The sequence below is a fragment of the Actinoplanes lutulentus genome, from assembly GCF_003259845.1.
Lineage (GTDB): Bacteria > Actinomycetota > Actinomycetes > Mycobacteriales > Micromonosporaceae > Actinoplanes > Actinoplanes lutulentus.
Window position 1 is genome coordinate 226,183 of the sequence record NZ_QLMJ01000012.1, and the last position, 13,745, is coordinate 239,927.

General features: G+C 70.3%; 12 protein-coding genes and 1 pseudogene. 7 read left to right on the top strand and 6 right to left on the bottom strand.

Translation table 11 applies throughout. The annotated features are described in order from the left end of the window. Positions 1 to 10 precede the first annotated feature (10 nt). The 4 genes from B0I29_RS25250 (at position 11) to B0I29_RS25265 (ending at position 5,834) form a co-directional block, all read left to right on the top strand. Positions 11 to 3,040: a putative bifunctional diguanylate cyclase/phosphodiesterase gene (locus tag B0I29_RS25250; RefSeq protein ID WP_111651537.1), complete on the top strand. Its 3,030-nt coding sequence runs from the start codon at positions 11 to 13 to the stop codon at positions 3,038 to 3,040. Positions 3,041 to 3,341: 301 nt separating this feature from the next. Then, positions 3,342 to 3,689 carry a histone-like nucleoid-structuring protein Lsr2 gene (locus B0I29_RS25255; RefSeq protein WP_111651538.1) on the top strand — a complete coding sequence of 116 codons (348 nt, stop codon included), beginning with the start codon at positions 3,342 to 3,344 and terminating at the stop codon, positions 3,687 to 3,689. An 85-nt stretch (positions 3,690 to 3,774) separates the two neighbouring features. Further along, positions 3,775 to 4,701: an SDR family NAD(P)-dependent oxidoreductase gene (locus tag B0I29_RS25260; RefSeq protein ID WP_181557963.1), complete on the top strand. Its 927-nt coding sequence runs from the start codon at positions 3,775 to 3,777 to the stop codon at positions 4,699 to 4,701. 68 nt (positions 4,702 to 4,769) lie between these two features. Next, a complete protein-coding gene (locus B0I29_RS25265; RefSeq protein ID WP_111651539.1) occupies positions 4,770 to 5,834 on the top strand; it encodes an NAD-dependent epimerase/dehydratase family protein in 1,065 nt (354 codons plus the stop codon). An 82-nt stretch (positions 5,835 to 5,916) separates the two neighbouring features. Here the strand turns inward: B0I29_RS25265 and B0I29_RS25270 are convergent, their stop codons facing one another. The 4 genes from B0I29_RS25270 to B0I29_RS25285 form a co-directional block, all read right to left on the bottom strand. Beyond that, positions 5,917 to 6,648, bottom strand: a complete 732-nt coding sequence (locus tag B0I29_RS25270) for an HAD family hydrolase (RefSeq protein WP_111651540.1) — start codon at positions 6,646 to 6,648, stop codon at positions 5,917 to 5,919. Then, the gene (locus B0I29_RS25275) at positions 6,645 to 7,397 is read right to left on the bottom strand and encodes an ROK family protein (RefSeq protein ID WP_111651619.1); all 753 of its coding nucleotides are present in this window, start codon (positions 7,395 to 7,397) and stop codon (positions 6,645 to 6,647) included. The genes B0I29_RS25270 and B0I29_RS25275 overlap by 4 nt, the downstream gene beginning before the upstream one ends. A gap of 66 nt (positions 7,398 to 7,463) precedes the next feature. After that, entirely contained in the window at positions 7,464 to 8,207 is a 744-nt protein-coding gene (gene bioD / locus B0I29_RS25280) for a dethiobiotin synthase (RefSeq protein WP_111651620.1), read from the bottom strand. A 293-nt stretch (positions 8,208 to 8,500) separates the two neighbouring features. Next, complete coding sequence (locus B0I29_RS25285; protein ID WP_111651541.1) at positions 8,501 to 9,634, bottom strand: 8-amino-7-oxononanoate synthase; 1,134 nt, start codon at positions 9,632 to 9,634, stop codon at positions 8,501 to 8,503. Between the two features lie 85 nt (positions 9,635 to 9,719). Here B0I29_RS25285 and bioB point away from each other — a divergent pair, with 85 nt between their 5' ends. Together bioB and bsaP are read left to right on the top strand one after the other, a co-directional pair. After that, positions 9,720 to 10,715, top strand: a complete 996-nt coding sequence (gene bioB / locus B0I29_RS25290) for a biotin synthase BioB (protein WP_111651542.1) — start codon at positions 9,720 to 9,722, stop codon at positions 10,713 to 10,715. After that, positions 10,628 to 10,891: pseudogene (gene bsaP, locus B0I29_RS47840) on the top strand (biotin synthase auxiliary protein BsaP); the annotation flags it as partial. The gene bioB and the pseudogene bsaP, both read left to right, overlap by 88 nt. A gap of 54 nt (positions 10,892 to 10,945) precedes the next feature. Here the strand turns inward: bsaP and B0I29_RS25295 are convergent. Then, positions 10,946 to 11,992: a GNAT family N-acetyltransferase gene (locus tag B0I29_RS25295; RefSeq protein ID WP_111651543.1), complete on the bottom strand. Its 1,047-nt coding sequence runs from the start codon at positions 11,990 to 11,992 to the stop codon at positions 10,946 to 10,948. A gap of 117 nt (positions 11,993 to 12,109) precedes the next feature. Next, a complete protein-coding gene (locus B0I29_RS25300) occupies positions 12,110 to 12,826 on the bottom strand; it encodes an ACT domain-containing protein (protein WP_111651544.1) in 717 nt (238 codons plus the stop codon). Positions 12,827 to 13,006: 180 nt separating this feature from the next. On the opposite strand from B0I29_RS25300, the gene B0I29_RS25305 reads away from it, so the two are divergent. Further along, positions 13,007 to 13,720: a pyrimidine reductase family protein gene (locus B0I29_RS25305; RefSeq protein ID WP_111651545.1), complete on the top strand. Its 714-nt coding sequence runs from the start codon at positions 13,007 to 13,009 to the stop codon at positions 13,718 to 13,720. The last annotated feature ends 25 nt before the right edge of the window (positions 13,721 to 13,745 follow it).

Sequence of the window (13,745 nt, forward strand, 5' to 3'; positions counted from 1 at the left end):
AGGGAGCAGGATGCCGACCAGGTGGTCCGCCGCCCTCTTCGGCGGCTGGATGACGACGATCGCCGTGGTGCTCGTGCTGGAACCCGGTCTGCAGGCTCCGCTCCGGCTGCTCGCCGGGGTGTCCGCCATCGCGGCCGTGGTCACCGGGATGCGTGGCAGCCAGCCCGACGACACCCGTCCGTGGTGGTTGATCGCTGGTGCGGTCGGTCTGTCGGCGGCCGGTGGCGCTGCCTCTGAGGCGCCCTCGTTCATCACCAACTGGCTGACCTGGCTGGAGCCGGCCGGCACCGTGCTGCTGCTCGTCGCGTACGGAGTGCTGGCTCTTGCTCTCGGCGGGTTCGTGCATCGGCGTACCGAGTCGGTCCGAGACCGGGCCGGTCTGCTCGACGCGCTCACCGTGACGGCAGGCGTGGCGTTGCTGATCTGGACGTTCGTGGTCGGCCCCCGCCTCGACGACGCCGCCGTGGACACCTGGCCGGACCTGGCGATGCCCTTCGCCGACCTGCTCTGCCTCGGCCTGCTGATCCGGCTCGCGACGATGCCGGGCCGGCTCGTGGTGCCCGGGCACTGGCTGGGCGCCGGTGTGTTCGCGATGCTGGTGGCCGACGTATTCCGGCACGCGGCCGTCGGGCACGTGGCGTTCTACGCGGCGGCCGGCCTGGCCGCGCTCGTGCCGTCGATGGCCGAGCTGACCCGGCCCGGTGAGAAGCCTCCCGCCGAGACCAGCCGGGGACGACTCGCGCTGCTGGCGGTGGCCGCCCTGGTCGCGCCGACCGTGCTGCTGGCCAAGATGTACCGGGACAGTCAGGTCGCCGGCGTGACCGTGGTGGCCGGGCTGAGCATGCTGATGCTGCTGCTCGTGCTGGCCCGGATGGCCGGGATCATGACGAGCCACGGACAGGTGATCGCCCGCGAGCGTGGCCTGCGGGAGGCGTCCGCGGCCCTCGTCTCGGCCGCCGACACCGAGGCGGTGGGGCTGGCCGTGCGCACCGCCGTGGCTCAGCTCATTCCTGGCGACGTGCCGCACGGGGTGGTCCTCGCGGTCACCATCGTGCAGGTCGAGCCGCAGTCGCAGGAGGCGGCCGCGCAGTCGGCCGTGGACCGGGCCACCGGTACGGCAGCCCGCCTGGTCAGCACCCGTGACGTGGACTGGGCCGTCGCGGTACGCCTCACCCAGTTCAACAAGACGCTGCGCTGCCCGATGGTGCTCAAGGACCGGCCGACCGGAGATCCGCTGCTCGGCGTCCTGCATGTCGGCGCGCCGACCTGGGCGCTGCTGGAGCTGCAACGGTCGGTGGAGGTGCTGGCCGGTCAGGTCGCCCTCGCCCTGGAGCGGATCGCGCTGAGCCAGGAAGTCGCCCGGCGCAACAGCGAGACCTATTTCCGGACGCTGATCCAGAACACCGCGGACGTCATCACGATCATCGACGAGCACGACCGCATCCGGTACGCGAGCCCGTCGGCGGTCGGCGTCTTCGGCGGTGACCCGACCGGCGCCCTGCTGCCCGAGGTGATCCACCCGGGGGAGCGCAGCCGGCTGGCCGAGGTGCTGGCCGAGGTGCGTGGTGGCGAGCAGTTGCAGCAGCAGCTCGACTTCCGGGCGCGGGGCAATCGGCGTACCGAAGTGTTGCTGGAATTGCACTGCCGTGACCTGCGCGCGGAGCCGACCGTGTCGGGGTTGGTCGTCACCATGCGGGACGTCACCGAGCAGCGCCAGCTCGAACGCGAGCTCACCCATCAGGCGTTCCACGACGCGATGACCGGCCTGGCGAACCGGGTCCTCTTCAACGACCGGCTGAAGCACGCCCTCGCCCGCGGAGCCCGGGACGGGTCGGTGGTCGGCGTGCTCTTCATCGACCTGGACGACTTCAAGATCGTCAACGACACGCTCGGCCACGCGGTCGGTGACCAGCTGCTGATCGCGGTGGCGCACCGGATCGCCGGTGCGCTGCGGGCCGACGACACCGCGGCCCGGCTCGGCGGTGACGAGTTCGCCGCGCTGGTGGAGAACGTGAACGACCCGGGCGCCGTGGAGGAGACCGCAAACCGGATCTTCGCCGCTCTCGCCGCACCGGTCGAGACCGACGCGAAGCCGCTGTACGCCATGGCGAGCATCGGCATCACCACCACGCCCGAGGCGAACGACGCGGACGAGCTGCTCCGCCAGGCCGATCTGGCGCTGTACGTGGCGAAGGGCGCCGGCAAGAACCAGTGGCGCCGGTACCAGGCGCACCTGCACGCCGAGATGGTCGAGCGGCTGGAGCTGCGGTCGGCGCTGGACCACGCGGTCAACGAGGGCCACTTCCTGCTGCACTACCAGCCGATCGTGGACCTGCCGTCCGGCTCGGCGGTCGGGTTCGAGGCGCTGGTCCGCTGGCACCACCCGAAACGCGGCATCATCACGCCGGACCAGTTCATCGAGGTCGCTGAGGAGAGCGGCCTGATCGTGCCGATGGGCCGCTGGGTTCTCGAAGAGGCGCTGCGTACGGTCGCCGAGTGGCGCCGGATCCTGTCTCCGGGCCAGGCGCCGTACATGAGCGTCAACGTCTCGGTACGCCAGTTCCGTGAGACCGGCTTCGTCGACCAGGTACGCAACGCCCTCAACAACACGGGTGTGCCGGCCTCCAGCCTGATGCTGGAAATCACCGAGACTCTGCTGGTGAAGGACGACGAACAGATCTGGGCCGACCTCGGCACGCTGCGCGACATGGGTATCCGAATCGCGATCGACGACTTCGGCACCGGGTACTCGTCGCTCGGATATCTGCGTCAGCGCCCGATTGACGTCGTGAAGATCGACAAGATGTTCATCGACGACATGGTGACCAGTCAGCAGCCGCTCGCCCTGGTCAGCGGCATTGTCAGCCTCGCGCAGTCGCAGCAGCTCGTGGTCGTGGCCGAGGGGATCGAGAGCCCGGTGCACCGCGATCTGCTGGTCCGGATGGGGTGTCCGTTCGGACAGGGGTTCCTGTTCAGCAGCCCGATGGGGCCGACCGAGGTCTTGGCCTGGATGCGTAATTCGCAGTCGGTAGCGGTCTGATTTCCCGCTGAATTGGACGAACCGCCCCGGCACCGGAGGATCGGCGACGAGGCGGCTCGGGTCTGTGACTGGCACTCCTGGCCGCAGGTCCGATAACGTCGCAGCATCGACGCCTCTGAACTCCTGGGAGCGCTCCCATCGGGTACGTTACCGCACATTCACGGTTGCGAAAAGAGCCCAGGCATTGCGACATGCCAGAACGGGCAATTTGCACTGGATACCGCGTGCGCGACACAATGAATGCGACGACAACGATTCGCGCTGTCAACCCGAATGCCTTCGCTACAGGAGCGACGACCACATGGCCAAGCAGATTATTACGCTTCTCACCGACGACCTCGACGGCGGCGAGGCCGACCGCACCGTCGAATTCGGGCTGGACGGCGTGAACTACACCATCGACCTGTCCGAGAAAAACGCCGGCAAGCTGCGGAAATCTCTCGACCCCTTCCTCTCCGCGGCCACCCGCATCGGTCGTTCCGGTGTCGCGCCGGCGGCTGCCCGCCGCGTCGCGCCGGCCAGTTCCAGCCGGTCCAGCCGTGACCAGAACCAGGCAATTCGCGAGTGGGCCAACAAGAACGGGCACCCGGTGTCCGAGCGTGGCCGGATCCCGAGCCACATCGTTGAGGCGTACCACGCCAAGCGCTGATACAAAGATGGCGGCGTCGCGGTAATGCGGCGCCGCCCTTTTTGTGACCTGGTTTCGGGCCTGGTTTCTGACCTGGGAGGCGCGGATGGCGGTCGTCATCGTGACCGGAGCGTCCAGTGGCATCGGGCGGGCTACCGCGTTGCGCCTGGCCGGCCGCGGCTGGACCGTCGTGCTGGCCGCCCGCAGGGCCGCTGAGCTGGAGACATTGGCCGCGGAGATTGCGGCCTCGGCCGCGGGCACCTCGGGCTCGGTCCCGGGCTCGGTCCCGGGCTCGGGCTCGGGCTCGGGTGAATCAGGCGCCGGGATCGGGGCGGCTCATGTCGTGCCCACCGATCTCGCCGAGCCGGATGCCGCCGCGAATCTGGTGAAACGCACCCTGGAATTGACCGGCCGGATCGACGCCCTCGTCAACAACGCCGGTGTCGGTGGTGACGCTTCGGTGCTGACCGGTGACGGAGAAGTCCGCACGATTATCGAGGTAAATCTGCTGGCCCCGATCCGGCTGATGCGCGCGGTCGTGCCGGTCATGCGGGAGCAGGGTTCCGGAACCATCGTGAACATCGGTTCGGTGGCCGGTGAGATCGGCATCGGCGGCGCGTATTCGGCGAGCAAGTTCGGCCTGCGCGGGATCAACGACTCGGTACGCCGGGAACTGGCCGGAACCGGTATCGCCGTGAGCCTCGTCGAGCCGGGATTCATCGCGACCGAGCTGACCGCGCATCGTTCCGGCCTGCCCGGCCCGGAAATCGTCGCGGAAGCGGTGGAGCGGGTCATCAAACGTCCCCGTCGCCGGGTGGTGGTGCCGGGTAAGTATCGCGCGGCGATCGTGCTGTCGAATGCCTTCCCGTTCATCACCGACCGCGTCTATGCCGGCAAAGCGGCGGGCAAACCCGCCGGCAAAGCGGCGGGCAAACCCGCCGGCAAAGCGGCGAGCAAACCCGCGGGCAAAGAGGCAGGCAAAGCTGCGGGCAAGCCGGCGGGCACCGCGGAGGGCAAGCCCGCGGGCACGTGACGCTTTGACCACGACCGATAACCGGTGGAACACGGTTCAACGCGTCGTACCGGGGTACCGCCAGACACATGCGTGTAGTGATCGTGGGCGCCAGCGGTAACGCCGGAACCGCCCTGCTGCGCCGCCTCCGGACCGAATCCGACATCGATGTGGCCGGCGTGAGCCGCCGGCTCCCCGAGAATTCAACGCTGGAATGGCATGCGGTGGACATCGGCGAGGACGGCGCCACCGACCTTCTCACGCCCGTTTTCCGGGGCGCCGACGCCGTGGTCAACCTGGCCTGGCAGATCCAGCCCAGCCACGATCAGCGCGTGCTGTACCGGACCAATGTGCTCGGCAGCCGGGCCGTCTTCCAGGCAGCGCTGCGGGCCGGTGTGTCCTCCCTGGTTCAGGCGTCGTCGGTCGGCGTTTACTCGCCCGGGCCGAAACACGCCTACGTCACCGAGGACTGGCGGCGCGGCGGTGTGCTCGAATCCTCGTACAGCCGGCACAAAGTCCTCGTCGAACGCATGCTCGACGAGATCGAGTCCGACCATCCGATGCTGCGGGTGGTGCGGGTACGCCCCGGTCTGATCTTCCAGCGGGACGCCGGCACCGAGATCGGGCGGTATTTCGCCGGTCCGCTGCTGCCGGCCCGGCTGCTCCGCTTCGGCTGGATCCCGGTGATCCCCGCCCACCCCGGACTGCGGATGCAGGCGGTTCACGCGGACGACGTGGCCGAGGCGTATCTGTCGATTCTGCGGTCCGATGCCGATGGGGCGTTCAATCTGGCGGCCGGTCCGGTGCTGGATCCGCGGGTGGCTGCGCGGGCTTTTCATGGCGTACCCATGCCTGTGCCTGGTTTTGCTCTTGAGGGTGCCGCCGCGCTGAGCTGGTGGCTGCGTCTGCAGCCGGTGGATCGCGGATGGGTGCGCCTGGGGTTGAAGGCGCCGCTGATGAGCTGTGACCGGGCCGCTGACGAGCTGGGGTGGCGTCCCCGGGTCGACGCTGTGACCGCGTTGCGGGAGGTGGTGGCGGGTCTCGCGGACCGTGCGCACGCCGAGACGCCGCCGATGCGGGGTGACGCGGACATGCCAGGACGGATGGGCGGATTGTTGCGGGGGCGTTTGCCGGGCACGGGTAACCCGTACTGAGGGTGACGGACCGCCGGGGCCGGCGGCGGGGCGCGCCGGGGGGACGGACGTCAGTCGTCCGGTGCGTCACGGGGGTGTGCGGTCAGGCGTACTCATGGAAGAGGGTGAGAAGGCCGAATCCGTCTTGGATCTCGTGGTCGGGGTCGGGCCAGCCATCCGGGGACTCGGTGGTGGTGCGGGTGGACGTCATCAGGATGGCTTTGCCGATGTCGGCGCGGCGGGCGCAGAGGACGTCGCGGCGGCGGCTGTCGCCGATGAACCAGCAGTTCGGCGGGGCGATGCCGAGGGCGTCGGTGGCGTTCCAGATCATCTGCGGGTTGGGTTTGCGGACGCCGGCCTCGTCGCTGTAGACCTGCGTGGCGAAAAGGTGGCCCACGCCGGTTTTGTCGAGGAAGTCGCGATGGACGGCTCCGGACAGCGTGTTGCTGACCACCGCCAGCGGGATGTCGCGTTCGGTGATCGCCGCGAGGGCTTCGGGAATGCCCGGACGCAGGCGCCAGCCGTCCCGCCAGGCCCAGTCGTAGCTGAGACGGGGAATGGCCGTGCGGGTCCGGGCCTGGGCCTCGGACGGCCAGCCGGCGATCACGAAGCGTTCCCAGACCTCGGCCTGAGGCATCTCGTCCGGCCAGTCCTCGTCACGCCACGCCGCGTAGGCGGCGGCACCCTCGGTGAGCGAACGCTGGATCTCGCCCGGCGGGAGCACGCCCTTGATCAGGTTGAAGAGGCGCAGCACCAGCTCCGGTTGCGCCACCCGTTGAGGCGGGGCATCGGCGAGCACGCCGCCGAAATCGAGAAGCACGGCCCGCGGCGTCATCGTTGCCCCAGAGTCCAGGCGCGGACGCCGCCGACGATGCCCGCGGTGTTCGGAACCACCACCACATCGTCGCCCATCCGGGCCAGTTGTGTGGCGGTGATCAGCCTGCTGTTGCCGCCGCCGAGGTAGACGCGGTCCCAGAGGAAGACCGGCCGCAGTCCCTCGATCACGTTGCGGACCCGGCGCGACCAGAGGGCGTCACCGAGGCGGCGGCGTTCGTGCTCGCCGATGTAGGTGTCGTAGGACATCCCCCAGCGGACCGGCGCCTGCGACATCTCCAGGTGCGGGGCCAGCTCGCCGCCGTCGAAGAGCGCGCAGCCCAGCCCGGTGCCGAGGGTCAGCACCAGCTCGCAGCCGGTGCCCGCGACCACCCCGGCGCCGTGCACCTCGGCGTCGTTGAGCACCAGCGTGGGCAGCCCGAACGCGTCGGCCAGGGCGGTACGCGCGTCGAACCCCCGCCACGCCTCGACCAGCTCAGGGTCGATCCTGGTCCGCGGCCCGGAGCGGGTCACGTAATGCGGCGTCGCCACCACCACGCCGTGCCGGATCATCCCGGGCATGCCGACCGTGACGCGGTCAGCGTTCGGCAGTTGTTCGCCGAGATTCACCAGAGTCTTGACGAAGAGTTCGGGTGGCAGAGGGTACGGTGTCGGCACCCGGATGGGGTGTGCCCGCATCGTGCCGGCCTCATCGAGGACCGAGCCCTTGATGCCGCCGCCGCCACAGTCGATCGTCAGGGTGAAAGCCACGCGGCCAGTGTGCATGTCGACCACCTCCCAGACACAACAATTGTGACCGGCGAGCCGCTGGGGTTTCTAGCCCGCTTCCTCCGCCCAGACGCGCCAGTTGTCCAGGACGCCGTGCAGGGCCGGGGTGAGCCACCCGGGGGCGGATCTGCGGAACACACCCGGATCCATCGAACCGGCGCCGGACGGCAGCGCCCCGACCATGTGCGGGACGAGATCCCCCAGGTTGGCCCAGTGCACCAGTTCCGGCTCGGCCGGCCAGGCGCCGAGGATCACCCGGGCGTAGACGCCGCGCCGGTGCAGCGCCTCCAGCGTCAGCGACGTGTGGTTGAGCGTGCCCAGACCGGCGCGGGCCACCACGATCACGTCGGCGCCGAGCGTGGTCGCCAGGTCGGCGAAGGTCCACGGCTCGCCGGACGCGCGCAGGCCCATCGGCACGAGCAGCCCGCCCGCGCCCTCGACCAGCACCAGGTCGTGCTTGCCGGCCTCGGCCCGGATCGCGTCGACCACGTCGGACAGGTCGAGCGGTGGTAGCCCGGCGACTTTCGCGGCGGCCAGCGGCGCGAGAGGTTCCGGGTATTCGGCGAGGGTGCGCACGGTTTCCGTGCCGGCCAGCCGGCTGATCACCTCAGCGTCGGTCGGCGCGCCGGTGTTGGTGCCCGTCTGACCGGGTTTGATCACCGCGACGCGCAGCCCGGCGGACTGGGCCGCAGCGGCCATCGCGGCCGTGGTGATGGTCTTGCCGACCTCGGTGTCGGTGCCGGTGACGAGCACGACGCCGTGCCACTCGTGCTGCTCGGAGCGGCTCGGCAGGGGTTGCGCCTGAGCGGCCAGCTCGGTGTCTATCTCGGCGGCCAGGGCCTCACCGTCGACATCGGCCTCGGTGAGACGCTCCTCGACCGGCTCCACCGGCTTTTCCAATGGCTCGGGCTCAGCGGGTGGCGCGGTGGAGACCGGCGGCCGCCCGCCACCATGTGCGTGAAGCGGATCGACGAGAGTCCGCTTTCGCGGTGGCGTGGCGAGGGGCAGCCCGTGGCCGCCCCGGGATCGGGGCGGGGGCGCCACCGAGATGCCGGAATAGTAGGAGCCGGAAGGGGGGTCGGCCGTCATGGTGCGCACTCCACGATCACTTTCAGGGCGTTGGCGAAATCCGCCTCGGTAACACCCGCGTTCAGGGTCAGCCGGAGCCGCGAGCTGCCGTCCGGCGTCGAGGGCGGCCGGAAGCAGCCCACTGCCACACCACGATCGCGGCAGTCGGCGGCCCAGGCGACGGCCGCTTCCGGACCGGGCGCGGGCACGGAGAGAACCCCGGCGGCCGGGTCGCGGACGTCGAAGCCCGCCTCCCGCAGCCGCTCGGCGATCCGCGCGCCCCGCCGGGCCAGCTCGGCACGCCTGTCGTCGGCGGCGCGGGCCACCCGGACGGCGGCGAGCACCCCGGCGACCACGGCCGGGGGCGGTGCGGTGTCGTAGATGAAGGTGCGCCCGGTGTCGACCAGGTGCCGGATGAACGCCGCCGGACCGGCCACCACGCCGCCGGCGCCGCCGAGTGCCTTGGAGAGCGTGGCGGTGACCAGCACGTCGGTCGCGCCGGCGAGTCCGGCCGCGGCCACCCCGCCGGCGCCCTCGATGCCGAGCAGGCCGAGCGCGTGCGCGTCGTCGACGATCAGCAGAGCACCGTGCGCCGAGGTCACCTCGTGCAGCTCGGCGAGCGGTGCCAGGTCGCCGTCGACCGAGAAGACCGACTCGGTGATCACAGCGGCCCGGCCCGGGTGGTCTCTCAGCATGGTTTCGACGGCGGCCGGATCGTTGTGCGGCGCCTTTTTCACCGGGATGCCGGAGATCTTGCAGCCGTCGATCAGCGACGCGTGGTTGTAGGCGTCGGAGACGACCAGGTCGCAGACCGCGCCGACGGCCCGGACCACCGCGAGGTTCGCGAGATAGCCCGAGGAGAAGACCAGCGCGCTGTCCGCGCCGAGCCAGCCGGCCAGCGCGGACTCCAGATCGGCGTGTGCCTCGGTGGTGCCGCGGACCAGCCGGGAACCGGTGGCGCCCAGGCCGTAGGCGTCGAGCGCGTCACGAGCAGCGGCCACCACGTCCGGGTGAACGGAGAGTCCCAAGTAGTCGTTGCCGGCGAGATCAACGACGCTGTCACCGGCCGCACGGGGGCGCAACTGACGGGTGAGCCCCGCCTTGGCCCGCTCGCGGGCCAGGCGATCGATCGCCTCCAACCAGCCGGTCAAGACACCCCCAGAGATCACGAGACCCGGAAACTACCACCCACCACCGACAGTCCTGCCCGGGCCGGGAACTCTGTAGGGTACGGGCATGCCAGACATCCTCGACCGGGCCCGGACCCGGGTCCTCGACGGCGGCGCCGGCCTCACCGAGACGGAGATCCTGGAGGTTCTTCGTTCGCCCGATGAGGACCTGCCCGCCCTGTTGCAGCTGGCACATGACGTGCGGATGAAGTGGTGCGGCCCGGAGGTCGAGGTCGAGGGCATCATCTCGCTGAAGACCGGCGGCTGCCCCGAGGACTGTCACTTCTGTTCCCAGTCGGGACTTTTCTCATCTCCCGTGCGCGCCGTCTGGCTGGACATTCCCTCTCTCGTGGAGGCGGCGAAACAGACCGCGGCCACCGGTGCGACCGAGTTCTGCATCGTGGCCGCCGTGCGCGGCCCGGACAAACGGCTCATGGACCAGATGCGCGCCGGGGTGAAAGCCATCAAGGAAGCGGTCGACATCCAGGTCGCCGCGAGCCTCGGCATGCTCACCCAGGAGCAGGTCGACGACCTCGTCGAGATGGGTGTGCACCGCTACAACCACAACCTGGAGACCTGCCGCTCCTACTTCACCAACGTGGTGACCACCCACTCGTGGGAGGAGCGCTGGGGCACGCTGAAAATGGTGCGCGACTCCGGCATGGAGGTCTGCTGCGGCGGCATCCTGGGCCTGGGCGAGACCATTGAGCAGCGTGCCGAGTTCGCGGCGCAGCTGGCCGAGCTCGACCCGCACGAGGTCCCGCTGAACTTCCTCAACCCCCGTCCGGGCACGCCTCTCGGTGACCGCCCGGTCGTGGAGGGCAAGGACGCGCTGCGCGCGATCGCCGCCTTCCGGCTCGCGATGCCCAAGACCATCCTTCGGTACGCCGGAGGGCGTGAGATCACGCTGGGCGATCTGGGTACGCGCGAAGGCCTGCTCGGCGGCATCAACGCGGTGATCGTCGGCAATTACCTGACGACGCTGGGCCGGCCCGCGACGGCCGACCTGGAGCTGCTCCAGGACCTGAAGATGCCGGTCAAGTCGCTGTCGGCCACGTTCTGATGTTCTGCGACCGGTGCGGGCTGCCGGCGGCCGAGGGTGATCACTCGGGTTGTGCGGCAGCGCGCGAGCTGGAGCCACCGAGGTTCTGCCCGCACTGCCGCCGGCGCATGAAGGTGCAGGTGGTCCCGACAGGATGGACAGCCACCTGCGTGGAACACGGTCTGCTGAGGGGTTGAGAAACCCTTGGGTGGCGGCTCCCTGAACCAGGTCGCCGCCACCCCTCTCACCCGCTACCCGGAGGTCGCAGGAGTCTCTTTGCCGACCGGGCTTCCCGCCGTCGGCAGGGTGACGCTGACCATCGTCCCGTCGCGCTCGATCGATCCGGCGCCGAGGCGTCGCAGCGTGCGCAGCATCGCCACGTTGTCAGCGCCGGTGTGTGCCACCACGGCCGCGAAACCGGAGCGCTCGGCGTACCCGTAAAGCCTGCGCAGCAGAGCGGTGCCGAGGCCACGCCGCTGCCAGCCGTCCTCGACCAGCAGGGCGACCTCGCCGAGGTCGCCCTCGGTGACCAGGTTCGCCATCGCGATCACGGCGCCGGCCGGTGTCGCCGCCACCAGCGTCACGCCGCCGGCCGGTTCGAGCAGCTGGCGCAGCCGGTTGTCACCGGGAACCGAGCCGCTCAGGTACCGCCGCCGCAGCGTGGCCTGCGAGCAGCTCTCGTGCAGCTCGCGGACGGCCGCCAGGTCGTCTTTCGTCGCCGGGCGGACGACCAGCTCGGCGCCGTCGGACAGCAAGAGGGTGACCTGTTCGTGCTGCTGCCGCACGACCACACCGGCGAGCTCGACCAGGGCCTGCGCCCGGGCGTACTCGGCGGGGGTGAAGGCGGGCAGCGCGCGGAGCACCTCGTAGGAGCCGCCGGCCGGGTCGGCCAGCGTCATCCGTCCACCGTGGAAGCCGGGCTGCTCGGTCACGGTGCCCGGGCGCCACCGCACCTCGGTCGCGTCGAGCAGGGCCACCAGGGTCTCGCCCAGAGCGTCCGGCTCGTGCACGAGACGCCCGGCCAGAGCCAGCGCGCGGGTCGGCTGATCGGCTAAACCCTGCGCCTCGGCCCTCGTCACGAAGACGTCCCGGCCACGGCCCTTGACCACGGCGGCGAGAACGTCCGCGTCGGTCAGCGCGTCGGGCGCGTCGACGAGGAAGTCGTCGACCGCACCCTCCTCGGTCGTATGCACCTGGACGGCAAGGATGTTCACCGACCGCAGAGCCAGGCTCGCGGTCAGCACGGAAAGGTAGCCGGGACGGTCGTCGACCGTGGCTCGAATTCGCCACAACGCCATGCGGGGCACTCCTTTCATGCACTCGTGATCCGCACTCAAGAGTGCCCCGGCGTTGTTACCCGAAGATTGCCTGACCTGCGATTTCCGCGTAAGAACGATCACACGGGGTCACGATGGTCACACCACTTCGTCGATGGCCGTGGGCAGTGCGACGGTGTCCAGCCGGTCGCCGAGGATCACGGCGGCGGCGCGGACCAGCTGCGCGACCCGATCCACCTCGGTGACGTGGAACGCGGCGGCCTGCAGGTCTTCCTCATCGGTACGCGCGACGACCAGCACGAGTCCGGCACGGCCGAACGGCGCGACGGCGAACCGCGGTCCGCCCGGCTCGGCGAACGGGCGGGCCCGCAGCGGGGTCACCTCGGGCAGATGCAGCGGGGACGGGGCGCGCCAGCTCGCGTACAGCACCTGGGCCTCGCTCGCGACGTTGCCGGAGCCGCTGCGCGACGCCCAGTCGGCCGGGACCACCGCGGCGGCGGCCCAGTCGGCGGCGAGCAGCCCGGGGACCGCGTCGACCAGGGTGGCGAGACCGTCGGCCGGGTTCGCGGCGACCTGGGCGAGAAGTTCGGCGTCGTGTCCGCCGTTGACGGGTGCTCCTATCGCCTGCCACACGCCGTCGACCTGGACGCCCGGGATGGCAGCCAATCCAGCGAGGAGGCGCTCGACGCGGGACGCGCCCGGCCACACGACGGTGAAGTCGTCACAGGCCCGGCCGCCGAGGCGTTCCAGCACCACGACCTGGACGATGTCAGCGCCGGCGACTCCGAGAGTGCGCGCGACCTGTCCGAGGGCGCCGGGACGGTCCGGCAGGGTGACTCGTACCCGCAGCAACATGAAACTCCTCCCGTTGCGAACGGCCGGTGGCGCCGTCCTGTGTAACAGCCTGCCCACCTGGCGTTTCGGACCGATTGCACAGCCGTGTCCCGCCCGTCAAGCCTGGCGATATGCCCGAAATCACAACGGTCGTCCGGTGACCGGTGTGACGTGCGGATAGTGTCGGGACGCGTGACCGCTATGCACACCTGGCCCGCGTCGTTGCCCGATCTCTACCCGCGAGAGCCGGAGCCTGTCCTGCGGGTCAACTTCATCGCCAGCGCGGACGGTGCGGTCTCGGTCGATGGACTCTCGGCAGGCCTCCAGGGGCCAGGCGACAAGGAGATCTTCGACGCGCTGCGGACGGCCTGTGACGCGCTGATCGTCGCGGCCGGCACGGTCCGTGCCGAGAACTACGATGCGTTACGCCTGACCTCGGAAGCCCGCGCCTGGCGGGTGGCCGCCGGACTGCCCGAGCACCCGCTCATGGTGATCGTCTCGGGCAGCCTCGATCTCGACCCCGAGCAGCTGATCTTCTCCGATGCCCCGCGTCGCCCGATCGTGGTCACCCATGCGGGCGCCACCCCGTCCACCGCTCTCGCCGAGGTGGCCGAGATCGTCGCGCTCGGTGACGATCAGGTCGACCTCGCAGCGATGGTGACGCTGCTGCACGAGCGCGGCGCGACCCAGCTCCTCTGCGAGGGCGGACCCGGTCTGCTCGGCTCGCTCATCGCCGAGGACCTGGTCGACGAGCTGTGCCTGACCGTCGCGCCGCTGCTCGCCGGCGGCCAGGCGGGCCGCATCGCCCACGGCCCTTCCGGGCCGCCGCGGCCTATGACGTTGCGTCACGCTCTGACACGCGACGACATGCTCTTCCTTCGGTACGCACGAAGCGGGCGCGCCTCCATCAATTGATCTAGATCTTGTGCGTAACTCGTTT